Raw genomic sequence first — 25,501 nt, 5'->3', positions numbered from 1 at the left:
CCATATTAATTAATCACTTAATTTATTAAAAATGATCACCGAAACTAATAAAACCGAAAAATTTGCAGAATTTGACGCTTTACTCGCACAGAACCTGCAGGCCAGTTCCATACTGGGCGACCTGATGAGCCGCCTGGAGTACGCCGAATATGAATTGATCAACCTGATGTGGAATGCCGGCGTATGGACCGGTACACCGGAACCACCTGCACCGGCCGGTTATACTCCCGGTTCGGGAAATGTGGACTTCGCACTCTTTTTATACTGGTTCAATCATCCGGGTGATATAAAAGGCCTGGATTGGGAGTTGGAAGCGCTCATTTATTACCTGCAGTATAAACAATACATTGCGCCAACGCAGATGACCCTGGCGAATTACAATTTTTTCAGCAGCAACGAACTGATCTATGAAGATGGCAGTGTATTGAGTATGGAAACCTGGGCCACTTACGACCAGGGTTGGTTTACCGCCTTTCTCAACCTGCTGGAAACATTGATCCGCAAACTGTGGTACAATGGCGGCACTTTCCCTGCCACCACACCACCAGTGATCACGCTACAGGGTGCAGCACAAAACAGGGTATCCATTGCCGTTATAGGAGACTGGGGCACCGGCGATGCTGTTGCCACGGGTATCATGAGCCAGATCACTTCCATGAAACAGGCGCCTGATTATATTTTCCATGTAGGCGATGTATATTACGGCGGTACGCCTTCCACCAACGCATCGCATTATTTTTCGCCGGGCGAGGAAGTAGCCAACCTGCTGAATGTATGGCCTGCAGCGTATAACGGCAAGTCATTCACGCTCAATTCCAACCACGAAATGTACAGCGGCGCCAATGGATATTTTAACGATGCACTGGGCGCTTCACAAACACCACCTGCATCCAATACACCCTTCTCGGCACAAAAAGGCAGTAGCTGTTTTGCATTGCAGTTTGGCGGCTGGACATTGCTGGGCCTCGACTCTGCTTTTACGGGCACTTCACTCGATGCATTCATGAGCGGCAGTATCGGCGGTGCCACCGGTACACAGGGTAAATGGATCAGCAGTCTCGGGCTCGATCCGGCCAAAACAATTGTACTCACGCATCATGATGGTTTTGCTGTGGATTGCAGCGCCGTAAATCCTTTGTGGATGGAGATCAGGGGCGCATTGGGCAATAAAGATCCTTTTGCATGGTATTGGGGGCATGTACACAATGGTATCGTGTATGGCAATTCTATTACCATTAAAGATTTTACCACCAATACACTTGCAAGATGTCTCGGGCACGGGGCATTGCCTTATGGTTTTGCAAATAATCTCAGTAATGTAAGCCAGATCGCCTGGCTCACCAACAGCCCCAAACCTGCGCCATCCAAAGAACTGCTGAATGGCTTTGCAGTGATAGACCTGGTTACGCAGAATAATGTGGTGGTGTCCATCACAGAATCGTTCTATGTGCTGGGAAATTTAAACCCGGTATACACTAAACCCATATTCGGGGCATAATTACAAAGCTGGCATAAGGTTAAGCTGACTTTAATATTTTCTTTATATTGTAGCTCATTTAGTTCAACCTTAACCTATGTCGCTTAAAAAATTATTTGTAACTGCAGTGTTTTGTTTTGTAACTGCACAGGCTTTTACCCAATTACAGTACGCCTATTTTTATTACCTGGATTCAGAAAATGAACCTACTGAAAATCCAAAAGCGGTTTACATTGTAAAAGTTTACAAAGATAAACCGGGTGATGCATTGTGGACAAGAGAATACATGACCAAGGTAGATCGTAAATTATTATCATTTGGATATTGTTCTGATTCGCTGGGAAAAATATTTGAAGGTGAATATAAAATTTATGATATCAAGGGAAACCTGGAGCGGCAGGGTTCTTATAAAAACGATAAAAAGACCGGTGACTGGACCGGGTATTTTGCATCAGGTAAAATATTCAGCATTTATCATTTCGACAATGGTAAAATGACAGGACTTTGCCGGGCCTGGTACGAGGATGGGAAATTGCAGGATTCCTTTAACCTGGACAAGAGCGGAAATGGAAATGGTATTGGATTTTATTCCACGGGGCAGAAAAAATATGAAGGCAAATTTTCCGGTGGAAATAAAACAGGGGAGTGGAAATACTATTATGACCTGCCCGGAGATAAAAAAAGCATGACGGGAACTTTTGAAAAGGATTCGCTTTTACAAAGCACGGGTTATACCACTGAGGGAAAAGTGCAGAAAGAATGTTTTTATGAAAGAGAGGCTGCATTTGATGGCGGGCAGGAAAAATGGGTGGCATACCTGGTAAAAGGGATCACCAAAAGCAAGTACACCAAGTATATGAAGACCACCCGCTATACTACCATCGTGAAATTCATCGTGGATAAGGATGGGAATGTAATCGATGCAAAAGTGGAAGTGGCGAAAGATGAAGACCTGGATGCTATAGCGGAAAGGATCATTCAAAATAGTCCCCGCTGGAAGCCTGCGATGCAGTACAATCAACCGGTAAATGCTTACCGACGACAGCCAATAACTTTTGCAACTGAGTAAATGCTTCTTATAAATTCTTTTTTGATATGGGGAAAATCCTCAACAATTTGCAGCGATGTATAATAAGTGTTCACTAAAACTGCAACAATTTCCACATCACGTAAGCGCTATACGACTGGTATAATAAATGCGATGTTCAAAGTATTCTTTGACCATTAAAATAATCATTATGCCGCTTTATATTATTGTGCTGGTACTGATAGCCGTTGGTGTGATACTATGGCTGATCAATAAATACATTCCCATGCAGGGCACTATCAAAAACATTCTGAATGCAGTGGTGGTGATAGTAGTGGTGGTGTGGCTTTTAAAAGTATTTGGTATGTGGGACGACCTGTTGCGCCTTCATACTTAGATCATTTAGCACCGGCAGTAATTGCCGCACGTTTTTGCTGCTCCTGCAGAATACCGGGTATAAAAGCTGCTGTTTCTTTATCCATCAATGACGTGCTGATGTCGAGTGCATGCGGATCGGCTGCTAATTGCAGCCAGGGTTTTGCCGCTGCAAAATCATATTGACCGAATACGATCACCGGTGTACCTTTTGCCAGCAAACTGTCATTCTTTAATATCCACTGATCGGCCCAGCTGTATAAAAAACGGGCATCTTTTTCCGTCAACCGCAGGCAGGAATGTGATGCAGGATAGCCCGGCAGTTCGTATTGATGAAAACCAATGCCCAGTTTATTTTCAATATTAAAATTCCAGCGCAGGTTCCATTCATCATTAAAAGTACTGGTGGTTTCTTCTGCTTTCCAGTTGGTATAGTACAATCCCGGTGGCGTGGGATCACTCTTTCGTCCCATATTGGTAGGGCCTGCATATACCAGTTCGCCTGCTTCATAAGCGGCAAAACTTTGTGCAGGATATGAAAAGACAAGTATCTTATCAATATTTTTCAATGAAGGAACAGCCAGTGGAAAGGGGAGGTAGAATTCAATATCGCCACCCAGATCTCCCGGAACCAGTATGGAATCCGCCTTTGCAAGATGGCTGCTGTCCATCCTGTTCACCGCTTCGGCAATGTTTACAGCCGCACCGGTATGGGATCGCATCCATTGCTTTGCTTTTTCAAAATGATAGTTGACATTGGAGGGTGCTATTCTTTTTTTGGGAGGCTTTACAACCGTGTTTTTAACTTCCGGTGTTGCCGGCTGCTGCTGATTACAATAACTGCAGGTAAGGCATATAACTATAGCTGTGATAATGATCTTGTATGATTTCATAAGGTAGTGCTTTAACGGACCTGTTATTGAATTTTACAAAGGCTGTGCCAGCATTCAGATGGCCTTAAAGATGCAGATCCCTGATCGGCGTCTCATCCTGTGTCTGTCTCTCCCCCGATCGGTGTCCCACCGACCGGAATTTTCCCCTGGCCGGTGTCTCACCGACCACAATACAAGAATTTTCCCTTCACATCGATTTTTTGCCGCTAACTCATTGAGCGCCTGCGCCAAAAATGTGAACAAATAGGCGGGGATTTACATAATCTTCACACAACAATATCGTTATTGTAAAGATATTTGTACCTGCTAAGCAATTAATATCCTGTATTTATGACTCCTTTCTATCAGTTTAACCTTATGAAACAACCCATGTTTGCTGCTGTTGTATTATCAGCCGCCGCATTTTTATCTGCCACCGGTTGCCATGAAGCCGCCAGTGCCAATGCAGTTGTAAAAGACGACAAACCCCTGTTGACCGAAGTGGTACCTCCTGCAAAAAAAGCTGACAGTGTTGCTCCTCCAGCTCCCGTTGCCGTTACTAACGGTGAAGTAGACACGCTGGATTATAACAGCAGGATGATCGAGCTGAGTAATCACGACAGTACAGGCAAATGGCCCGTAAAAACAGTATATCCATTAAAAGGCGCTTTGTTGCCTTATAACCGGATCGTCTCTTATTACGGTAACCTGTATTCGAAACAAATGGGCATACTGGGTGAATTACCCAAAGATAGCATGCTGAAGAAATTACAGGGAGAAGTGGCAGCCTGGCAAGAAGCTGATCCTTCGGTACCGGTGATACCTGCATTACATTACATTGCTATTACTGCGCAGGGCCGCCCGGGCAAGGATAATAAACACCGTTTGCGCATGCCATTCAACCAGATCGATACTATACTGAGCTGGGCCAAAGAAATAAATGCACTCACTTTTGTAGACATACAGGTAGGCCACAGCACCGTAAAGGCCGAAGTGCCGACGCTGGAAAAATACCTGGCAATGCCCAATGTACATCTCGGTATCGATCCTGAGTTTTCAATGAAAGGCGGGGAAGTGCCCGGTTCCAAGATCGGCACTTTTTCTTCGGATGACATTAATGATGCCATTGATTTTTTAGCCGACCTGGTACGCAAAAATAACCTGCCGCCTAAAGTATTGATCGTACACCGCTTTACGCAGGGGATGGTTACCGGTTATGATAAAATAAAGATCGTACCCGAAGTGCAGGTGGTAATGGATATGGATGGTTTTGGCGATAAGATATTAAAGAAGGGCACTTACCTACGGTACATCTATAAAGAGCCTGTACAGTTCACCGGGTTTAAATTATTTTATAAGAACGATAATAAAGGCAGCTGGACCATGTATACTCCCGGAGAATTATTGAAATTCACTCCCAAGCCAAGTTATATTCAGTATCAATAAGAATAGTGATCTCATTAAATAAAAAAACAGGCAGCGAAAGCTGCCTGTTTTTTTTATGTGTAAAAGCGGGATCATTTTTTACTGCGGGTGAGCCACCAACCCAGCCAGAGCCCTGTTACGCCCCAGCTTACCAGTGCATCTGTAAGATGTGCCATCAGGTCGAAGCTGCCGTACCATATATGCATGGTATAAGGTATGTTCAAAAAAACGATGATGCCGGTACCAATAGTGCCCAAAAAAACTGTACCGAACGAAGGCGCTGTGATCTTTGTAAGCAGCCAGCACAACAGCCATACCACCAGTATATCCACCAGCAGGCTGCGGCCCATATTCATGAACATCTGGTTCATGCCGGGCATGCTTTTATGGTATACCACCTGTGCCCATGGTTTGCCTTCCATTGCTTTCATTTCTTTTTCCATTACTTCGTTTGATGTGCCGGGAGCAAATGTGGGCATCATGTAAGCGCCATCTTCTTTAAACTGTGTACCCAGGTAGGAGAGAATGCTGTCCTGCTTGGGCGTATACTGTTGCTGTGCGTGGTGCAGGTTCAATGGTCCCCAGGTAAGGAACTGCCATGCAAAAATAATAATGCCGCCAACAAGGGCGCCAACGATCGTTTTTTTCATATAAGAAGTTTTAGTTAGGACAAACAAAATAGAAAAGAAAAATGACAACCGGAAACGAATGCACGGAGTTTATTGGAAAGAAGCATAAGATCAGTTAGCGGGTACAGCCTGCGTTTTGGTACGTGCTTTATAAAAAATGATCGCCAGCCATATACTCACTGCAATAATGCAGGCTTCAAATAACAGCAATGCGTTGATGATACCAAAATGATCGGCAAAATAACCCAGGCAGATAGCAGGTATACCAAAGCCCACATAACCAAAGAACATATAACCGGATACCGCCCTTGCTTTTTGTGTGCCGCCGAGTTCAGCCACCAGCGCCAGTCCGCCCAGGTACGAAAAACCATAAGCAGCCAATCCTACAATGATGGTCCCTAAAAAAATGATGACCAGTTCGCCCAGGTGGCAACCGAGTATCACCAGTGCAAATCCCAAGGGTACCAGTACTAAACCGATCCTTACACATTTTACAGGATGAATATTTCTTATCAATGGCTGAATGAATGCGCCGCTCCAGTTTACACAGGCCACACAGATACCGGCATAAGCCGTAAAGCCAAATTTAGATAGCTGTGCAGGTATGATGGCGATAACAATGCCGGTGGCTGCCCAGCAGATACCAATAGCAATATTTACGGGCAATGAACCATGCGGAAAATAAGGAAGCCTTATCAACTTGCCACCAATGGGTTTAAGCGATGGTGCACTATATAACCATGCTATGCCTGCAATAGTGATCGCCAGTAAAATATAATAGGTAAGGGGCACCCAGGTAAAATGGATCAATAAAAAAATACTGGTGGTAAGAGCGCCGCCGCCAAAACCAAAAGCGGTAAAAATGGAAGCCAGTCCGGCAGCTTTGCCAGCTGCGTGTACCCGTGACTGTAATAGTTCGCTGATATAAGCTGTTCCCGCACCCATACCCAATCCTACACCCACGCCCTGGAAGAAGCGGGCAAAGATCAGTACCCATACGTTGGGCCACAGGGTAATGATCAGGGTTGCAATAAAAGCGCAACATACGCTTACCAGCAATACCGGTTTTCTGCCCATCCTGTCTGATAGTCCACCCAGGAAAATATAACAGGGCAGCATACCCAGTACATAAGCGGCAAACACCAGCGAGGTCTGCACATTATTTAAATGCGCTGCTTTAGCGTATACATTAAAGAGGGGCATCGATACATTCACCGCCAGTGTGATAAGCAACAGGTTGATGGCAACAATAAGATGTGGTGATGATCGTAACTTTCTGAACATGAAACTGGCGCCCTTAATTTTTTTGCAAATATCTGTAAATATTACAGCCAATGTATATAAGTGTAGTAAAATATTACAGTTGTATTAATAAAAAGATAATGTGGTGCATTGTTTTTTTGCTATGTAATCAAAAAGCTTTTTTTTAAATTTGTTTGCCGCCTGCCTGTTTCATAATAATTCACGCAAAAGCGGCGTTAGGATCTTTAGCTGTTATTCCGCTGTTTATTATAACCTAAAGCCACCATGAATGAAAAAACTTACACTGTTGCTGCTTTTTGCAGTAATGCACTTTGCTGTATCGGCACAAACCAAACCGCCGGCCGTTACCAAAGCCCGAAAAACCAAACCGGTTAAAACCGACAACCCTTCCTTAAAACAGGAAATTATATGGCCCGGCAGGGGAGATACTGCCAAGGGTAAGGGGCTGCAGCTAAAACGTCCACCGGTACAAACAGGCGTTAAACTCTGAACGCTATCTGCTTTTCAATTACGGCTCACTAAATTTTTCCAGGGGTTTATGTAAAAATAATACCCGCAGCATCCGGTATATACAATCATTACTTTAAATCATTGTCTATGCCCGTAATAACTGCTATTTACCCGAAAAATAAAACTATTCTTTTAAAACGGTTGGCCGTTACGTTCCTGTTCTTTTTTTTATTCGTTACAGCAGGTGCGCAAAAGATCACGGTGTCTGGTAGAATAACTGATGAGACAGGTGCACCGGTAGCTTTTGCAACAGTGCAATTAAAATCGTCAAAAATAGGGTGGAGCGTTACTGCCGATGGTAAATTCACTGCTAAAATTCCATACGCCTCGTCAACCCTTATATTTTATGCCACCGGCTTTTCAACAATTGAAAGAACGATCACAGAAAAAGAGATCAAAGATTCTGCTGTAAACATTGTGGTAGTAATGAAGAGGTCTGCTGAAGAATTAAAAGAAGTTGTAGTGACCGGTTATGGTACCGCCAGGAAAATGGAATATAGCAGTGCATCTGCCTCCGTAAGCAGCATGGGACTTGTAAGAAGAGATGTAGCTGTAACAAGTGGTGCTGACTTCCGACTGAAAGGCAAAGCAAGTGGTGTGATCGTTTCTCCCGGTTACACTACAGAAAAAAGTGCGATCGGTGGCGAAATGAATAAAACTCCTTCATCGCAAAGTAAACTGCTTACCGCCGGTGAAGTAAATGATTTTAAAAAGTGGAAGATGTGGGAGGACTATAACGAGAATGAATTTAAAGCACACAGTGATAAATGGGGATTGTATGCCACACAGCGGTACAGTATTCAATTACAGAATAATGATTTTAAAGCGGTGGTGGGGCAAACAGTTTATTTGATCAGCAAAAAAAATGGCGATACTTTATGGACCGCCGTTACTGATAACACCGGCAAAGCAGAATTGTGGAATGGTTTCAGCAGCATAGTAACGGATAAAGATGTTTTTATTGCAGTAAAGAACGAACCAAAGCAATATCCTGCAGTAGCTTTTACACAGGGACTCAATCGTGCCATTATTAACCAAAGCTGCGCAGTATCCAATAAAGTACAGATCGCATTTGTGGTGGATGCCACCGGCAGCATGCAGGATGAGATATCTTACCTGAAAGATGAACTGGAAGATGTGCTCAAAAGATCGGTATCAAAAGATCCTTCGCTGGAGCTGCATACCGGCGCCGTTTTTTACCGCGATAAAACAGATGCGTATGTAACCCGTATGCAGCCATTCACTAAAGGTATTTCCGAAACGGTGAATTTTATCAAACAACAGAATGCTGATGGCGGTGGCGATTATCCCGAAGCACTGAAAGAAGCATTGCAGGTGGCAACGCAGCAACTGCAATGGTCGGCCGATGCAAGAACAAGGATCATTTTTTTATTGATGGATGCGCCGCCGCACGATGAAGCAAAAATAGAAATGGCACAACTGATAACTGATGCAGCTGCAAAAGGCATTCGTATTGTACCCGTAGCTTGTAGTGGTACCGATAAAGCAACTGAATTTATTATGCGTTCTATTGCGCTGGCCACTAATGGTACTTATTTATTCTTAACAGACGATAGTGGTATCGGGAACAGCCATATTAAACCCACCACTGATGAATTTAAAGTAGAATTGCTGAACGACCTGATGCAAAGGGTGATAGAACAGATGTGTTATGTAAATACCTGCGAACAAAAAGTAAAAGATAGTGTACCGGTTGCCGTATATACTAATACTGAAAAAGTAAAAGTATATCCCAATCCCACCAACGGTCCTGTAACATTAAAGACCGATAAAGACCTGCAGGAAATATACGTGGCAGATTTTACAGGCAAAGTATTGATGCGCATGGAAGCAAAAGATAAAAAAGGAACTTTTTCAATTGATCTTTCCGCATTTCCATCGGCTACCTATTTTATCCGTTACATCACAAAAGACAATACAGCAGGCGCAGAAAAAGTAGTCCTGGTCCGGTAAATTGATCCATACCCTCCTGCAGCAGGCATCGAAAGATGCCTGCTTTTTTTATGTTAAAGCTTCAATAAAGCGCCGGGAAGCCTTGCTGTAAGAGCATTACAATAAAAAAATAAGTTTACATTTGAAGATACAAGACCTGCATAACCTTAAAATTAACATCATGAAGAAGATCACTGTATTGCTGTGCATATTTGCCGGCATTGTATTTGCAAAAGGCGCTTCTGCCCAGGGTAAAACCGGTTACATCAGTGTGGATGCTATCGTTTCCATTATGCCCGAGACCGGTAAAATAGATTCGCTGATGCAGCGTTACCAGGCTGATACACTCAATCCGCAATATACTATGCTTACTACCACTTACCAGGCTAAATTAAACCTGTATAACGACTCCCTGAAAACAACAGCTGCAGTGCATAAAATGGCCGCTGATGATCTGTCGATGCTGATCTACCAGATACAGAACTGGGAACAAATACAGAACCAGGCCATGGAAAGTAAACGCAATGCCTTGCTGGGCCCTATTTACCGCAAGGCTTATGACGCCATTAAAGCAGTGGCCAAAGAAAAAAACATCGTACACGTATTTAATAAGGAGGCATTTTTAGTGGCACCTGACGGTGAAGATATGATCACGGCTGTGGCTGCCAAACTTAAGATAACATTACCTAAAACCGCTACTGCAGGGATTAAATAATAACGGTAAGGCATACATGAAGATAGGACGATAATACTCAACACATCTTCCTATAAAAACTATTGCTTATGACATGGGCCAGTTTTGGAATATTATTGTATGTGGTCATACTCGTTGCAGTATGCATGGTCATCATCTTTGAGACCAACAGCAGCAATAAATCCCTTGCCTATCTTTTGTTTTGCCTGTTCATTCCCGTGGCGGGTATCGTATTCTACTGCACATTCGGGATCAATTACTGGCGTAAAAGACGCTACAGTAAAAAGCTGCTCACCTGTAGTAATATGCTGCATGGTGTAAGGGAAGAGCTGCAGCAATTTATGAATACTGCCGGCAAAAAGAATGTATCATTTGAGCAGAATGAAGAACTGGCCAATATGCTGCTGAACGACCTGGGCAGCCCGCTCACCGGCAATAATAAAGTGCAACTGCTCATTAATGGGGAGCGGAAATTCCCGGAGATGCACCGTGCCATCAATGAAGCAAAACATCACATTCATATCGAGTATTACATTTACGAATATGATACCACCGGCAGCGAACTGATAGAACTGCTGATAAAAAAAGCCAGGGAAGGAGTGGAGGTACGTTTTGTATATGATGATTTTGGCAGCCCCAGTATTAAAAAGAAACTGGAAAAACGGATGCGGGAAGCAGGGATTGAAATATATCCATTCTATAAAGTACGTTTTTATATTCTGGCTAACCGCATCAACTACCGCAATCACCGTAAGATAGTGGTGATAGATGGCCACACTGCTTTTGTGGGTGGCATTAATGTAAGCGACCGTTATGTAAATAACAATGCTTCAAAATTATACTGGCGGGATACGCATGTGCGTATTGATGGCCCTGCGGTATTTTACCTGCAATATCTTTTTTTAGAGGACTGGAGTTTTTGCTGCGGAAAAGCTTTACCCGGCGGGGGACAGTATTTTAATAATTTAAAAAGCGGCGATGGCAACAGTTATGTGCAGGTAGCTGCAGGCGGTCCTGATTCGGTTAATCCTTCGGTACTCTATTCCATTCTGCAAACCATTTATTTGGCGCAGGAAGAGATACTGATCAGTACACCTTATTTTATTCCCGGTGACAGTATTTTAGATGCATTAAGTGTAGCCGCATTAAGTGGTTTAAAAGTAAAACTGCTGGTACCTGGTATAAGTGATTCAAGAATTGTAAATGCAGCGGCCCGCTCTTACTATGCCAAGCTGCTGGAAACAGGGGTGGAGATCTACCTGTATAAAAAGGGTTTTATCCATGCTAAAACAATGGTGGCGGATGGCAAGCTTTCTGTAGTGGGAACTGCGAATATGGATTACCGCAGTTTTGAATTGAATTTTGAAGTGAATGCGGTGATCTATGATACTGCGTTTGCAGCTGAAATGCGCAATGTGTTTTTTGAAGATATCAAGCATGCAGAAAAGATCGATAAGCAACAATGGCTTGCAAGGCCTTATTATGTACAGCTACCCGAAAAACTGGCCCGCTTATTTTCTCCTGTATTATAATATCAATTCCCTTTTATTCTTTGTATAAATGCATGAAATGATTCGCTGTTCCATTTAGCAAAGCGGCCCCGTTGCACCACCAGGTCATTACTCGCGGATGGTTGCAGGTAATAGTAAAATACAAAACCCTGCGTGGGATCTTTCCAGCCGGTTATCTGTCCAAAACGCAGGTCATTTAAAATAATGGTATCAACATGTTGCTCCAGCGTATAATAATGTTGCGAAAAACGGATGAGTTTATTAAGATCATCCTGGTTGCTTACCTGTGCACACAGTTCATTGTGTTGGGGTGTGTAATGCAGGTCAAGCAAAGGTTTTCTGTCGAATACGGAACGGTAACCGGTATAATAACCTGAATCAGTTTCGGCCACTACAAACCACAACCAGCTTTGCAGCGGGGCAGGAGTGGTGAGTAAACGTTTGTAATGGATATTGTTTGCAGCCAGTATCTTTTTTGTTTCGGATGTAACAGAGAATTTGTTGATCACACAATATCCCAGGTATAAAAAGCTCAATGTAAGTCCGCTGCGCCAGATCCATTTTCTTGCAGTATTTTTTTTACGTAGTATCCATAATAATATCAACGCAATGCCGGGACCAAATGAAAAGAAAGGATCGGCCACATAAATGCTGTTAAAGGAAATGCGGGCATGGCTGAATGGTTCGAACCAGCCGGTGCCATAATTATTAAAAGCATCTAAAAAAATATGCACCAGTACAGCGCTGCTGATAAAGGCCAGCCATCGTTTAAAAGAAATATCATGTGGCCGGTGCAAGCGGTTGGCTGCTGCTGCTATCGGCACACTTACCAGTAACGCAAATAAAATGGAATGTGTAAAACCACGATGGGTCAGCAGGTCATCAGTTGTTTTCATCCAGAAGGAAGCGATGAAATCAATATCGGGAATACTTTGTGCCAGTATGCCCCAGAGCATCGCTTTTTTTCCTACCGTACGCCCTGCAAATGCTTCGCCCATACAGGCGCCCAATGCTATATGTGTAACAGAATCCATTGTTTAAGTTTGGTAATTGAAGGTACAGCCTTCACTGCATTATACCATACAATAAAGGCCGAACATCATGATCAGCCTTTATTTTTTTATTGCGTTACAGTTTAATTGATGCCTGCCGTTTTTTTATCTCTTATCACCAGCGCCCATTTTTCCAGCATGTTTACCAACTCTGCTAATTGTACCGGCTTACTGATATAATCATCCATGCCCGCCTGCATACAGGCAATACGGTCGCCGTGCATTACGTTGGCCGTCATAGCAATAATAACAGGTTGTTTACTTAAACATACCCGTATCATTTTTGTGGCTTCTAATCCATCCATTTCCGGCATCTGCACATCCATCAGTATCAGGTCGTAGCTGGTTTTGCCCACCATGTCCAGTACAATATGCCCGTTATCGGCAATGTCCGGTTGATAACCGAGTTTATCCAATATCTTGATCGCCCATTTCTGGTTCACGTGATTATCTTCGGCTATCAGTATCCGTAACGGATAGGCTTTGGAAAATTCAGTAGATAATTTTTTTACAGATACCTCCTGCGGCAGCCCGGCTTTTTTAACCTGGCGCAGGTTGCTGAGGATATTATCAAACAACACGTGCTGTTTTATTGGTTTGCTGAGTGCTGTTATTTCCTGCGCTATTGCATGTTGCCTGTACCGATCATCATTTACTGCATGCAGTAATATAAATGGCAACTGCGGGTATTGTTGTTTTACCTGTGCAGCCAGGTCGGTGCCGGTGATATCAGTAAGGTCCATATCTGCAATTATAAGATCGAATGCCTGTGTGGCGGCCAGTTGCAGTGCTTCTTTACCGCTGGCTGCTGTTTGTGCCTGTAATTTCCATTGCTGTAACTGGTCTTGCAATATACCGGCGGCAGTAGTATTACTGTTTACTACTAATACATTTTTTTGTTCCAGTTCTTTCAGGCTGTAGCCAGTACTGTTATTATTCAGCAATTCAACGGCCTGCAGTGGTATGCTGAAGATGAAACCATCCCCTTGCTCGCCGGACATTCTTATTTGTCCGCCCATTTCATCCACCAGTTTTTTACAGATATCGAGGCCCCATTGGGCCGTTGTCCTGTTTTCGTTTATGCTTTCGGGTAAGGTATTGCCCGAATACAATGCTGCAGCAGCATCACTGAATGGCTTTGCCGCCACTGTAAAGCCCAGTACAGGTGCAATGCCCGTGCTGTTGTGTTTGATGATATTCACGCCGATAAATACCTGTTTCCCTTTCTCCATGATATTTTCCGCCAGGTTAGTGAGTACCTGCTGTAATCTTTTATTATCGGCCATTACCTGCTGTGGAACATCATGGGCTATTGCATACAATAGTTCCACGGATCTTGCTGCTGCTTTTACGGCAAAGGTTTCTATCACTTCTTCCACGCAGTTCACCAGGTCGGTATTTTTTTGTTGTGCAGCAGAAATGGTACGGTTGATCTTCGATTGCTCCAGTGTGTCGTTGGCAATTACTTCATCCACTTTGTTCAGTAATATTTTACCCGAACTGATGATGGTATCGATATAATCTTTTTGTTCAGGGTCCAGGCTGGTCTCTTCCAGTAATATGGCCATACCCAGTATTCCGTTCATGGGTGTACGGATCTCGTGGTTCAGCGATGTAAGTAAATGATCCCTTGCTGCTGCTGATCTTTTAGCATCAGCACGGGCATTGGCTTCTTCGCGGCTGGCGTATTCCAGGTGCTGCTGCATGGCTTCTATCTGCTGGTTCATGGCCTGCATCTTATTGGTATATACCGCAATATTGGCCCTATAAAAACCATACAGAATAAATATCATGGCTATAATGATCACCACCAGCAGGCCCGTATTAAAAGCCGACAACACAAAGAGTGTCATCGAATCAGAAAATATATTTGTTATCATTTCCATAAAGGATGTTTTCTTCAGTTTATTATTGCTCGTCAGTGTATACCACCGGTGCTTCTGTTAATTTTTTAATGGTATTGATATCTTTTAAATGACTGTTCCAGTGAAACAACAGGTTGTCAATAGGCTGCCACATCATTACCCAGCTGAAAATATCGATGCCGGTCAGTATTGCAGATTCCACACCGCCACTGTCTTTTATTATCATCGGTATCAGGATGTGCGATAATAATACAATGCTCAGTCCCAGGAAAAGTACAATGTAGTTGCGCCTTTTAAACCGTTCAAATTCTCCCTGCTTGGCAAGCATTACATTGGAAAAATGACGCCTGATGGCATACATCAGTGGTTCGGTGTACTGGCGGTCGCTATCGCTTTTGCAGGTTATCTTATATTCTATTACAGTAAATCTTCTGGCGGGTGCTTTAATGCGGTTGATATATTCTTCAAACTCGTGACTGAGCTGGCGCTTGTAAAATGGAGATGGGTCGTTCTTATTGAAGTGCTCTTCAATCGCCTCTTGGTTTACAGTAAGGTAGATATCGATCTTTTCAGGTAAAACGGTCTTCATGGGATCAGTTATTGGCCAGGCCTTGCAACAGTTTAGGGTTTTATGAGTGCCGTTAATGATCACTATAACCAATACCGGCAATTGCTAAACTCATTATAACTGTATAAAATTGTACGGCATTATAAAAACTTTGCCCGTTTTTAAATTAGTAGAAAGCTTTCTACAACTTTTTGATAGTTTGTCCCATAGGCGTCTTTATAATTAATGTGTTCTTTTACCGTTGATAATATCCTTATTAGTAAAACCAAACCAATGACCTCCTTATTTACAGGCAGCCACCTGTTTTTATTGCCTCTTGTTGACCTATGAAAAAACTAATTGCCATAGCAGTGCTGTGTTTATCCTTTGCCGGTATCTGCAGTTTATTCTGGTATACCGAATGGCGTTACAGCCTGCCCACACCAAAGCCTGCGCAATATCATGCCGTACAAACCGGCGAGCATATTGATATCAGCAAAGCATTCAATCCCGGAAAAAAAGCACCGGTGTTCCTGCATTTCTTTAATCCTGATTGTCCCTGTTCCCGTTTTAATATTCCGCATTTTAAAACATTGGCAGATACTTACGGCGATAAAATAAATTTTGCAGTGGTGGTGCAGACAAAAGATAAAAGCTATACCGAAGCAGTAATAAAAGAAAAATACGGCTTAACAATACCGGTGTTATTTGATACATCACTTGCCGGTATATGCGGCGTATACTCAACACCGCAGGCGGTATTGCTTACAGAGGATCAGACATTGTATTACCGTGGCAATTATAACCGTGCACGGTATTGCACCGATAAAAAAAGTAATTATGCGCAGATAGCGATCGATTCATTACTGGCCAGCAGGCAGCAACCTGCTTTTAACCAGTATGCATTAACGGCCTATGGCTGTTCGCTGCCGGGCTGTAAAAAATAATATTCCTATATCCTTAAACCAATATCAATGGAAATCGTTCAACCAATCAAACCTGTTTCGTTTGCACAGCAGGTAAAAGAAAGATCGGATAAGCTGATGAATTATTTTCTCATCTGTTTTTTTATCTGCGGTCTTATCATTGCGCCTTTTTACGACACCTGGCTGGTAGCTTTTGGTGTGGGAGGCCTTAATCTTTTCGCTTATTATTATATCAAGTACAGCATGCCCGATTCGGACCTGTACCAGTATGTACTGAGCCTGGTGCTGGGTGTATTCATGGCGCAGGGAATTTACCAGATGCACGGCCTTTTTGAAATGCACTTTGTAGCATTCATTGCCAGTGCAATCCTGATCACGTATCAAAACTGGCGTTTGCAGATACCATTGGTATTGTTCGTACTCATTCATCATGCCGGCTTAGGCTACCTGCAGGATTCGGGTGTAAAAGGCGTGTATTTTACACAACTCGATTCGCTGGAGTTAAGCACTTTTATCATACACATTGTACTGGCTGCGATCATATTTTTTACCTGTGGCCTGTGGGCTTACCTGCTGAAAAAATACAGCAAGATACAGGTGGAACAGACCCGTGAAATGGGCAGGATGGAAAGAGAAGCACAGATACACAAAGAAAGAATGATCAATGAAGAGGCATTGAAAATAGCTTATGAAAAAGCAGAAAAAGCAAGAGAAGAAGCTGATGCGGCGAATAAAGCAAAAAGTGTTTTCCTCGCTACCATGAGCCACGAGATACGTACACCGATGAATGGTGTGATCGGTATGGCATCGCTGCTGAACGAAACACAACTTACTGCAGAGCAACAGGAATACGCCAAGACCATCAGTACCTGTGGTGAAGCTTTGCTGACGGTGATCAATGATATACTTGATTTCTCAAAAATAGAATCCGGTAATATGGAGCTGGAAGAAAGGGATTTCGATCTGCGTACCTGCATTGAAGAAGTGCTGGATGTTTTTGCTAGCCGTGCTGGTAAACTGGGACTGGATCTTGTTTACCAGATCGATCACAATGTTCCGTCGCAGATCATTGGTGATAGTTTAAGATTAAGGCAGGTGCTGGTAAACCTCGTTAGTAATGCTATTAAATTCACGCAGCAGGGAGAAATATTTGTGGGCGTACATTTATTGCAAACCAAAAGCGATGGAAAAATAGAACTGGAATTTGAAGTGCGTGATACCGGTATCGGTATACCTGCAGATAAAATGGAAAGATTGTTCAAAGCATTTTCACAGGTGGATTCTTCTACCAGCCGCCGGTATGGCGGTACAGGGCTTGGCCTGGTGATATGCGAAAAACTCATCGGGCTGATGGGCGGGCAGATCAATGTAGAAAGTAAAGAAAATGTGGGCACCACTTTTAAATTCAATATCTATTCATCAGTAAGTTCACAATCACTGCGTACTTATGTTACCAGCCATATTGCCGGTATGGAAGGCAAGCAGGTGCTGGTGGTGGATGATAATCTTACCAACCGCTGCATATTGAAGAATCAACTGGAGATATGGAAAGTAGTGCCAACGCTGGCCTGTGATGGCGCCGAAGCATTGGAGATAATGGCAAAAGGCATGCACTTCGACCTGCTGCTTACGGATATGCAGATGCCCGATATGGATGGTTGCGAGCTGGCAGAAAAAACACAACAGCTGTATCCTGAACTGCCGATCATTTTATTGAGTTCGGTGGGTGATGAAAGAAATAAAAGATATGCCGGACTGTTCAAATCAATATTGACAAAACCCATTAAACAGGAAATGCTGTGCAAAGTGATGATCAATGAACTGCGGTGCAAGGTAAAATCACCGGGGGAACCAGCACCTGTTAAGCAAAAATTGCATGCAGATTTTGCAAAGGAGCATCCACTTCGTATACTCGTTGCCGAAGACAACCTGGTGAACCAGAAACTGGCGCTGAAGATACTCAGTAAGCTGGGCTTTGAAGCGGAACTTGCAGAGAATGGGAGGATAGCGGTTGATATGGCGGAGAAAAATAATTACGATGTGATCTTTATGGATATGCAGATGCCTGAAATGGATGGACTGGAAGCGACCCGTATGATAAGGAAGACGCTGGCTGTTCAGCCAACCATCATTGCTATGACGGCCAACGCCATGAAGGAAGACCGTGATCAGTGCCTGGAATCGGGGATGGATGATTTTTTAAGCAAACCCGTAAAGCTGGAAGAGCTGGTGAACATGCTCAGTAAATGGTCGGAAATGAGCAAAGAAAAAAGAGCCTGATAAAAATTCTGTTACCTATAAAATAAACCACATGAAAAATTTTGAAAATACGGAGCTGCATATCGCTGCAGCAGGATTATACGATCTTTCCCTGCTGGAAGAAATGGAGGATAATGAATATACACTGGATGTGCTGGGCGCCTTTATTGAAGAAACACCTGCAGAACTGAAAGAGATGCAATCCGCATTGCAACAGGGTGTGATTGATACTGTTTGCAAAAAAGCACATAAAATTAAAAGCAGTGCTGCCGTGATACAGGCAGATCATTTAACAACATTGCTGAAAGATATTGAAGATGCAGGCAGGCGGGGAGCAGGAAGCAATACATTAAGCCCATTGGTGGAGCAGGCGATACAGCAATACAAACAAATTGAAAAAGCCTTGCAGGCGCACATGCAGTTGTTGAAATAAACAAGCTGCGGATATTATTACCCGATGAAAAACACAAAGGTGTGGGCCATGCTCACATCTTTTTTGTTTTATAAACCTTGTATAAAAGACAAAGTATATTGTATAAATAATAATATGTAGTAAGATTATACTGTTTAATTGGCCTTAATTCTATACCATTAAAGTAACAACACTATAAAATGACCTTTTTATTTAGCAGACATTTGTTTATTGAATAGTTGTTTGCAATTGATTGCAACCGATTATAAAGAAGTACCTGATGAAAGAAAACTATATTGAGGAGCTGCTGATACAGGCAAAAAGAAGGTCTGACAGGATCATGAATTATTTCCTGATCGCTTTTTTTATCACCGGCATTTTACTCGGATTCTATTATGATACCCAGGGTATTGCCATTGGTGTGGGCAGCCTGTCGCTGGGTGCGTATTATGTAAGCAAACTTTTATTGCCTAAATCCAATTTGTATCAATACGTATTGTCGGTGGTGCTGGGCCTTTTTATGGCTTTATACATTTACCAGATGCATGGCATGTTCGAAATGCATTTCCTCGCATTTATCGGCAGTGCGGTGTTGATCACGTACCGTAACTGGAAGCTGCAGATACCACTCGCTATTGTGGTAATTGTTCATCATGCAGCATTTGCTTACCTGCAATTTAGTGGTGTGAATTATGTTTTCTTTTTTCCGCAGGAGCACATGACATTGGATACTTTCCTGATCCATATCTCTCTTGCTACCGTGATATTTTCACTCTGTGGTTTGTGGGCTTATCAATTCAAAAGATCAGAACAGAATTATGCGATCAAATGTTTTGAGATAGGAAAATTACAGGAAGCTGCGAGCCAGAAAGATGTGCTGGTGGCTATGAGCGAGAGCATGAAACAAAGCAACCACAAGCTGCAGGAAGCCAATGCCAACCTGGAAAAAATATTCAATACGGTACAGGATGTATTATTCTCCATCAACGCCACAGAACAGAGATTTATACAGGTGTCTATTGCCTGTATTAACGTATTCGGGTACACGCCGGATGATTTTTTGCGTGACCCGGACCTGTGGAAAAAAGTGATCCATCCCGATGATGAATACGTGGTGAATGATATGATCGATGCATTGGCACAGGGGCAGACCGTCACCAGGTTCTACCGCATTGTACACCGGTACAAGAGTACCCGGTGGATAGAGACCAGAATGGTGCCCACACTGGATGATGAAGGTATTACTGTAAGGGTGGATGGAATTTGTACGGATATAACAGAAAAAGTAAAGCTGGAGAATAAGCTGGCGCATGAAAAAAAGCAACGCCAACAGCAGATAACCGCTGCCGTTATTACCGCCCAGGAAAGAGAAAGATCATTCCTAGGGGAAGAATTGCACGATAATATCAATCCCATACTGGCAACATCAAGATTATACCTTGATTGCGCTTTATCCCGGGAAGAAAGCAGGATGACGCTTATAAAGGACAGCAAGAACTTTGTAAGCATGGCAATGGAAGAAATAAGAAAACTGTCTAAAAAACTGGTGGCACCTGCGCTCCGACATACGGGTATTGTGGAAGCGCTGGGGCATTTGGTGGAAAGCATTGACCAGGTGAACCCGGTAAAGTTTGTGAGTAGTTTTGATTGCGATGAAACGCTTATCAAAGAAGAGCTGAAACTGGCTATTTACCGTATTGTGCAGGAGCAGGTTTCCAATATATTGAAACATGCCAATGCCAGTACTATTCATCTTGGGTTGAAACAGCAAAATAATTGTTTGGTATTAAGTATTAAAGATGATGGGGTGGGCTTTGATGTGCACCAGAAAAGGAGCGGTGTAGGCTTGCAGAACATCAGCAGCAGAACGGATGTATTCAATGGCCGGCTGAATATTTACAGCGAACCCGGTAAAGGCTGCGAACTGCTGATCATCTTCCCGGTAACACCGGCATTGAGCAATGCAAAAAAATATATCCGGGCGTAGTGGTGTACCGAATTTTCTATTCGGTTAGTCCACCGAATTTTTAATTCGGTTGTGTAACGAACTTGTAGTTCGTTTCTGAGTTCCGAATTTCTAATTCGTTTTAAAATATGAAGAGAACGAATAAAAAATTCGTTGTACTAAACATCCCCCTCATTAAACGATAACACCAACGTGCTGATGCCCGAATTCACTTTACGGGATACCACGCCGGCCTTATCCAGCATCAGCTTCGATGCTTTGGCCGTATCCGTACCGGCATATTTATCCGATAAATAGATCACTTCTGTAATACCCGACTGGATGATAGCCTTGGCGCATTCATTGCAGGGAAAAAGTGCGGTGTATATTTTGCAGCCATGCAGGTCCATACCAATATTATTCAGAATGGCATTTAATTCAGCATGACAGATATAAGGATACTTGGTATCTAAAAATTCCCCCTGCTTTTCCCAGGGAAATTCATCGTCATCACAGCCAATAGGCAGACCATTATAACCGGCGCCCACAATTTTATTCTTTTCATTCACGATACAGGCGCCCACCTGTGTATTAGGATCTTTGCTGCGGCGGGCACTCAGCAATGCCACACCCATAAAATATTCATCCCAGGAAATATAATCCGCTCTCTTTTTCAACACTGTAAATTTTGGTTTGACGGTTTACGAATGTAAGCTATTTGCTTTTATGCTGGCGCACCTGCAAAGAATATTGTATAAATTACAGTTTTAAAACTTAAAGACATCTCATTATGGATAAGATACGCTGGGGCATATTAAGCACCGCAAAAATAGGCAGGGAAAAAGTGATACCAGCCATACAAAAAGGCAGCTGGTGCAGCGTGGAAGCCATCGCCAGCCGTAATATAGAGCAGGCGCAACAAACAGCCGCAGCATTGGGCATCCCCAAAGCTTATGGCAGCTATGAAGCATTGCTGGAAGATAAGGATATTGATGCCATCTATATCCCCTTGCCCAACCACCTGCATGTACCCTGGGCTGTAAAAGCATTGCAGGCTAATAAGCATGTACTGTGCGAAAAACCAATAGGACTTTCTGCAGAAGAAGCAAAGCAGTTACAGGAGGTATCAATGCAATACCCGCATTTAAAAATAATGGAAGCATTCATGTACCGCCTGCACCCGCAATGGATCAAAACCAAACAAATGGTGGCCGACGGTGCAATAGGAACGCTTAAGACCATCCAGTCATTTTTCTCTTATTATAATGTAGATGAAAAAAATATCCGCAATCAACCGGCTGCCGGTGGTGGCGGACTGATGGATATTGGCTGTTACTGCATTTCATTATCACGTTTTATTTTTAATGCAGAGCCCATCACTGTTTTTGGAGATGTGGAATTTGATCCTGTTATGAAAACCGACCGCATAGCATCGGGCATATTACATTTTGAAAAAGGAACGGCCAGTTTTACCTGTTCCACACAATTGATGCCTTACCAGCGGGTAAACATCCTGGGTACCACGGGAAGAATTGAAATAGAGATACCTTTTAATGCCCCACCATTACAGGCCACCCGTATATGGCTGCATACTGCCGGTGGCACGCAGGAGATCAGTTTTGATGCAGTGGATCAATATACTTTGCAGGGCAATGCTTTTGCCAAAGCCATACTCGATAATATTGCTGTACCTACCGGCTTGCAGGATGCAGTAAATAATATGACGGTGATCGAAGCTGTTTTTGCAAGCGCTGCAAAGCAAATACCCATAAGTATTTAATGTAACCAGTGCTGGTTAAAAAATAAACGCCGTTTATTACAAACGGCGTTTATTGTACCCGGTTTATTTTTTAGAGAAATATATCGCGTCGCCTGTTTCAGCTACCGCATTCAGTTTAACGGTGGCAGAATCCCGGTTGATAAAATGCCATTGCTTATTGGTGAAAGCCAGGTCGGCAATGATATTGGTGGGAAAAGAAAAACTGATATTTTCATATCCTGCATCAACGGTCCAGGTGCCTTTTACAGATAACAGGCCATTTGAAGCTGTTGCTACGCCTGCAAGTGCGGTCGTGTCAGTAAAAGCAAAGCTCATACCGTCGAACTTAGCGGTGATGTTAACGTTGTTATCTGTAGCCAACGGCACCACCAGCTCTTTATTCAGCATATTATTTACAAAATATTCTTTTGCTGTTGCATTGGTGGTGGTAGTTTCATCATCATCTTTATCGCAGCCGGATAAAATTAGCGGCGTTGCAAATGCAGTTACTGCAAATAAGGCCAGTTTGAATAGTGTATTTTTCATCTGTTTGATTTTTAAAGGTTACAAATTTGATGGTCAATTGCCGGAGGGGAAATGTTAAGGTGGGAAACAGGCCGGTACAATTGCACCAGTACTTTGATCTATTCAATTCCTGTGCCAGTAAGGATGCTATTATAAATTAGGGATTGAATTGTGGAAATAAAAACACTGGCGGGGTAATTGTATCCCTTATTGCAGCAGCAATACCACGGGGGAATGAATAATTGAATAATGAATAATGGATAATGTTTGCTGTCGTAAATAACCCCTGTTAATTTCGTTTTTACACAGCATGAGTAATAAAAATTCGGCAGATATTTGTATCGTTAAATTGATCACTAACATTAAAACTCAATAAAATGGAAACAACAAACAGGACTGTTATAACAGTACAAGCCACAGTAAATGCACCGGTACAAAAAGTATGGGATTACTGGAACCAGCCCCAGCATATCACGCAGTGGTGCAGCGCTTCTCCGGATTGGCATACTCCCCGTGCAGAAAATGACCTGCGTGAAGGTGGTAGTTTTTCTTCCCGTATGGAAGCAAAGGATGGTTCATTTGGTTTTGATTTTGGTGGCATCTACGATGTGGTAAAGAACAATGAATACATTGAATATACTATTGGCGATGGCAGGAAAGTAAAAATACATTTTACGCCTTCCGGTGATACCACCAAAATAGTGGAAAGCTTTGAAGCAGAAGAAACCAATCCTGTTGAAATGCAGCAGGGAGGCTGGCAGGCGATACTCGATAATTTTAAAAAATATACAGAATCCAACTAACTTCATTGCAGCAATGCAGGTAGTTTGCATTGCTGCAATTTTTCTTCTGCAACTGCATTAAATACGTGCTGGCGGGTATATGCCTGTAAATGATCGTCCTTTAATTTTAGCGCACGTAAATTCCTGTAAATGAAACAATTTCTTTTAGCGGTCTGCAGTACGCTTTTGCTCCTTCCTATGTTAACGGCACAACCTGTTGCCAAAAAAGTAAAACCCGGCATTCACTGGGTAAAGATCACCTGGTATAAGCCATTGCCCGGATCGCAGCAGCCTGATAAATCGAAAGTGCCCGATATTTACCTGCATCCCAACCAGTTGATAGAATATAATAAAGATGGCGACCTGATGTCTGCCATGGATTACCAGCGCGGCAGTGATGAGAACAGCGGACCTACCTTGCATTATTACTGGGAAAACAAAAAGCTGAAAAAAGAAGTGCAGGAAAACGATAAATATGAAGCGTTGTACACTGTTACGCACTCGTACGACGCATTAGGTTTTCAAACAAAAGAGGAAACAAAGTCCGGACCGGCAGATAAATTTCATATCACCTCCAACGAATACACAGAATATACCTGGGAAGCTGGTATGCTGTCCAAAGAAACACGCAGGGATGAAAAAGGCGCTTTACAAAGTGAGGTCACTTATACTTACGATATCAAAGGACGAAAGGCAAAGGAAGTGTATTATCCAGTTGGTTTGTATGCTGCTAAAACTTTTTCGTACGATAATAAAGGCAACCTGATTACAGAAAGTTACCTGGATAAGAACGGTAAAATTTCATCGGAGTGGGTACGCGAATTCAATGCAGACGGTAAAGAAATAAAAGTTACGCTCAGCAGTTATTATAATGGCACCAAACAGAGCACAGAAACAACTGTAAAAACCTACGACCAGCACGGCGAATGCACCCAGCAAACTATTACCCGGGATGGCGCTGCAGCCACTACTTATGCCTGGAAGTATACTTATGATGAAAAAGGCAGTATCATTCAAGCCGTACATTTAAAGAACAGCACTGTGGAGTATGTTGAAGTGCGTAAAATAACTTATTACTGATCACCGTCTTGCCTTTAACTATAGTAGCTTTGCAGTGCTATTTAAAAAGGCTGCAATGATAAACACTGCGATCAATTTTCAACCAATCTTACAGGATGCACTGGTAACGGCTGTTCCTTTACAACAAACGGATCTTGAATTATTATTCCATGCGGCATCCGACCCGCTGATATGGGAACAACATCCCAACAAGAACCGCTACCAGCGCAGTGAATTTGCAAATTATTTTAAAGGCGCTATGGAATCCGGCGGCGCTTTTTTAGTAAAGGATACGCAGACCGGTGCCATCATCGGCAGCTCCCGCTACAGCGATTATGATGCCGCCACTGCAACCGTTGCTATCGGGTATACATTCTTTATCCGCAGCCATTGGGGTACGGGGCATAATTATGCATTAAAACGATTGATGCTGCAACATGCTTTTCAATGGGTGGATACGGTACAATTCTTTATTGGCGCTGTTAATAAACGTTCGCAGATTTCACTGGAAAGGTTTGGCGCTATAAAGACGGGTGAACAGGAACTGGCTTATTATGGTGAAGCGCCCAAGCTGGATTTTGTATACAGCATTACAAAAGAGCGCTGGCAACAGCTGTTGAACAATCCATAAAAT

The 25,501-nt window shown here is 43.0% G+C and carries 24 protein-coding genes; 16 read left to right on the top strand and 8 right to left on the bottom strand.

The annotated features are described in order from the left end of the window. The first annotated feature begins 31 nt into the window (after positions 1 to 31). From QM738_RS22545 to QM738_RS22535, 3 genes are all read left to right on the top strand, one after another. Complete coding sequence (locus QM738_RS22545; protein WP_462279024.1) at positions 32 to 1,498, top strand: metallophosphoesterase; 1,467 nt, start codon at positions 32 to 34, stop codon at positions 1,496 to 1,498. A gap of 76 nt (positions 1,499 to 1,574) precedes the next feature. Continuing rightward, complete coding sequence (locus QM738_RS22540; RefSeq protein WP_462279023.1) at positions 1,575 to 2,546, top strand: energy transducer TonB; 972 nt, start codon at positions 1,575 to 1,577, stop codon at positions 2,544 to 2,546. A 169-nt stretch (positions 2,547 to 2,715) separates the two neighbouring features. Further along, the gene (locus QM738_RS22535) at positions 2,716 to 2,901 is read left to right on the top strand and encodes a Thivi_2564 family membrane protein (RefSeq protein WP_462279022.1); all 186 of its coding nucleotides are present in this window, start codon (positions 2,716 to 2,718) and stop codon (positions 2,899 to 2,901) included. 1 nt (position 2,902) lies between these two features. On the opposite strand, the gene QM738_RS22530 is transcribed toward QM738_RS22535, so the two are convergent. Then, positions 2,903 to 3,772 (bottom strand): L,D-transpeptidase, encoded by an 870-nt coding sequence (locus tag QM738_RS22530; protein WP_462279021.1) that lies wholly within the window; start codon positions 3,770 to 3,772, stop codon positions 2,903 to 2,905. Between the two features lie 357 nt (positions 3,773 to 4,129). Here QM738_RS22530 and QM738_RS22525 point away from each other — a divergent pair, with 357 nt between their 5' ends. Further along, positions 4,130 to 5,197, top strand: coding sequence for a hypothetical protein (locus QM738_RS22525; protein WP_462279020.1), 1,068 nt, complete (start codon positions 4,130 to 4,132; stop codon positions 5,195 to 5,197). Between the two features lie 71 nt (positions 5,198 to 5,268). Here QM738_RS22525 and QM738_RS22520 read toward each other — a convergent pair whose 3' ends face one another. Further along, a complete protein-coding gene (locus QM738_RS22520; protein WP_462279019.1) occupies positions 5,269 to 5,826 on the bottom strand; it encodes a hypothetical protein in 558 nt (185 codons plus the stop codon). Positions 5,827 to 5,916: 90 nt separating this feature from the next. Beyond that, positions 5,917 to 7,089 carry an MFS transporter gene (locus QM738_RS22515; RefSeq protein ID WP_462279018.1) on the bottom strand — a complete coding sequence of 391 codons (1,173 nt, stop codon included), beginning with the start codon at positions 7,087 to 7,089 and terminating at the stop codon, positions 5,917 to 5,919. A gap of 247 nt (positions 7,090 to 7,336) precedes the next feature. Here QM738_RS22515 and QM738_RS22510 point away from each other — a divergent pair, with 247 nt between their 5' ends. The 4 genes from QM738_RS22510 (at position 7,337) to cls (ending at position 11,757) form a co-directional block, all read left to right on the top strand. Continuing rightward, entirely contained in the window at positions 7,337 to 7,558 is a 222-nt protein-coding gene (locus tag QM738_RS22510; RefSeq protein ID WP_462279017.1) for a hypothetical protein, read from the top strand. A gap of 107 nt (positions 7,559 to 7,665) precedes the next feature. Beyond that, positions 7,666 to 9,552 (top strand): carboxypeptidase-like regulatory domain-containing protein, encoded by a 1,887-nt coding sequence (locus QM738_RS22505; protein ID WP_462279016.1) that lies wholly within the window; start codon positions 7,666 to 7,668, stop codon positions 9,550 to 9,552. A gap of 160 nt (positions 9,553 to 9,712) precedes the next feature. Continuing rightward, the gene (locus QM738_RS22500) at positions 9,713 to 10,246 is read left to right on the top strand and encodes an OmpH/Skp family outer membrane protein (protein ID WP_462279015.1); all 534 of its coding nucleotides are present in this window, start codon (positions 9,713 to 9,715) and stop codon (positions 10,244 to 10,246) included. Positions 10,247 to 10,314: 68 nt separating this feature from the next. Further along, positions 10,315 to 11,757, top strand: coding sequence for a cardiolipin synthase (gene cls / locus QM738_RS22495; RefSeq protein WP_462279014.1), 1,443 nt, complete (start codon positions 10,315 to 10,317; stop codon positions 11,755 to 11,757). A gap of 2 nt (positions 11,758 to 11,759) precedes the next feature. Here cls and QM738_RS22490 read toward each other — a convergent pair whose 3' ends face one another. The 3 genes from QM738_RS22490 to QM738_RS22480 all read right to left on the bottom strand — a co-directional run bounded on the left by QM738_RS22490 (position 11,760) and on the right by QM738_RS22480 (position 15,242). After that, positions 11,760 to 12,770 carry a metal-dependent hydrolase gene (locus QM738_RS22490; RefSeq protein WP_462279013.1) on the bottom strand — a complete coding sequence of 337 codons (1,011 nt, stop codon included), beginning with the start codon at positions 12,768 to 12,770 and terminating at the stop codon, positions 11,760 to 11,762. Between the two features lie 101 nt (positions 12,771 to 12,871). After that, positions 12,872 to 14,674: a response regulator gene (locus QM738_RS22485; RefSeq protein WP_462279012.1), complete on the bottom strand. Its 1,803-nt coding sequence runs from the start codon at positions 14,672 to 14,674 to the stop codon at positions 12,872 to 12,874. Between the two features lie 22 nt (positions 14,675 to 14,696). Continuing rightward, on the bottom strand, positions 14,697 to 15,242 hold the full coding sequence (locus QM738_RS22480) for a hypothetical protein (RefSeq protein WP_462279011.1): 546 nt from the start codon (positions 15,240 to 15,242) through the stop codon (positions 14,697 to 14,699). Positions 15,243 to 15,547: 305 nt separating this feature from the next. Between QM738_RS22480 and QM738_RS22475 the strand changes: the two genes are divergently transcribed. The 4 genes from QM738_RS22475 (at position 15,548) to QM738_RS22460 (ending at position 20,784) form a co-directional block, all read left to right on the top strand. Then, positions 15,548 to 16,147: a DUF6436 domain-containing protein gene (locus QM738_RS22475; protein ID WP_462279010.1), complete on the top strand. Its 600-nt coding sequence runs from the start codon at positions 15,548 to 15,550 to the stop codon at positions 16,145 to 16,147. Positions 16,148 to 16,174: 27 nt separating this feature from the next. Beyond that, positions 16,175 to 18,406: a response regulator gene (locus QM738_RS22470; RefSeq protein WP_462279009.1), complete on the top strand. Its 2,232-nt coding sequence runs from the start codon at positions 16,175 to 16,177 to the stop codon at positions 18,404 to 18,406. Between the two features lie 31 nt (positions 18,407 to 18,437). Next, positions 18,438 to 18,818, top strand: a complete 381-nt coding sequence (locus tag QM738_RS22465) for an Hpt domain-containing protein (protein ID WP_462279008.1) — start codon at positions 18,438 to 18,440, stop codon at positions 18,816 to 18,818. Between the two features lie 259 nt (positions 18,819 to 19,077). Then, a complete protein-coding gene (locus QM738_RS22460; RefSeq protein ID WP_462279007.1) occupies positions 19,078 to 20,784 on the top strand; it encodes a sensor histidine kinase in 1,707 nt (568 codons plus the stop codon). A 137-nt stretch (positions 20,785 to 20,921) separates the two neighbouring features. On the opposite strand, the gene QM738_RS22455 is transcribed toward QM738_RS22460, so the two are convergent. Then, a complete protein-coding gene (locus tag QM738_RS22455) occupies positions 20,922 to 21,422 on the bottom strand; it encodes a deoxycytidylate deaminase (protein WP_462279006.1) in 501 nt (166 codons plus the stop codon). 110 nt (positions 21,423 to 21,532) lie between these two features. Between QM738_RS22455 and QM738_RS22450 the strand changes: the two genes are divergently transcribed. Beyond that, the gene (locus QM738_RS22450) at positions 21,533 to 22,522 is read left to right on the top strand and encodes a Gfo/Idh/MocA family protein (protein WP_462279005.1); all 990 of its coding nucleotides are present in this window, start codon (positions 21,533 to 21,535) and stop codon (positions 22,520 to 22,522) included. A gap of 63 nt (positions 22,523 to 22,585) precedes the next feature. Here the strand turns inward: QM738_RS22450 and QM738_RS22445 are convergent, their stop codons facing one another. Beyond that, a complete protein-coding gene (locus tag QM738_RS22445) occupies positions 22,586 to 23,047 on the bottom strand; it encodes a hypothetical protein (RefSeq protein ID WP_462279004.1) in 462 nt (153 codons plus the stop codon). Between the two features lie 356 nt (positions 23,048 to 23,403). Between QM738_RS22445 and QM738_RS22440 the strand changes: the two genes are divergently transcribed. From QM738_RS22440 to QM738_RS22430, 3 genes are all read left to right on the top strand, one after another. Continuing rightward, positions 23,404 to 23,829 carry an SRPBCC family protein gene (locus QM738_RS22440; protein ID WP_462279003.1) on the top strand — a complete coding sequence of 142 codons (426 nt, stop codon included), beginning with the start codon at positions 23,404 to 23,406 and terminating at the stop codon, positions 23,827 to 23,829. Positions 23,830 to 23,958: 129 nt separating this feature from the next. Further along, positions 23,959 to 24,888, top strand: coding sequence for a hypothetical protein (locus tag QM738_RS22435; protein WP_462279002.1), 930 nt, complete (start codon positions 23,959 to 23,961; stop codon positions 24,886 to 24,888). A gap of 55 nt (positions 24,889 to 24,943) precedes the next feature. Next, a complete protein-coding gene (locus QM738_RS22430) occupies positions 24,944 to 25,498 on the top strand; it encodes a GNAT family N-acetyltransferase (RefSeq protein ID WP_462279001.1) in 555 nt (184 codons plus the stop codon). The last annotated feature ends 3 nt before the right edge of the window (positions 25,499 to 25,501 follow it).

The organism is Ferruginibacter sp., from assembly GCF_049840995.1.
Classification (GTDB): domain Bacteria; phylum Bacteroidota; class Bacteroidia; order Chitinophagales; family Chitinophagaceae; genus Ferruginibacter.
This window is presented reverse-complemented; position numbering and strand designations above follow the sequence as displayed.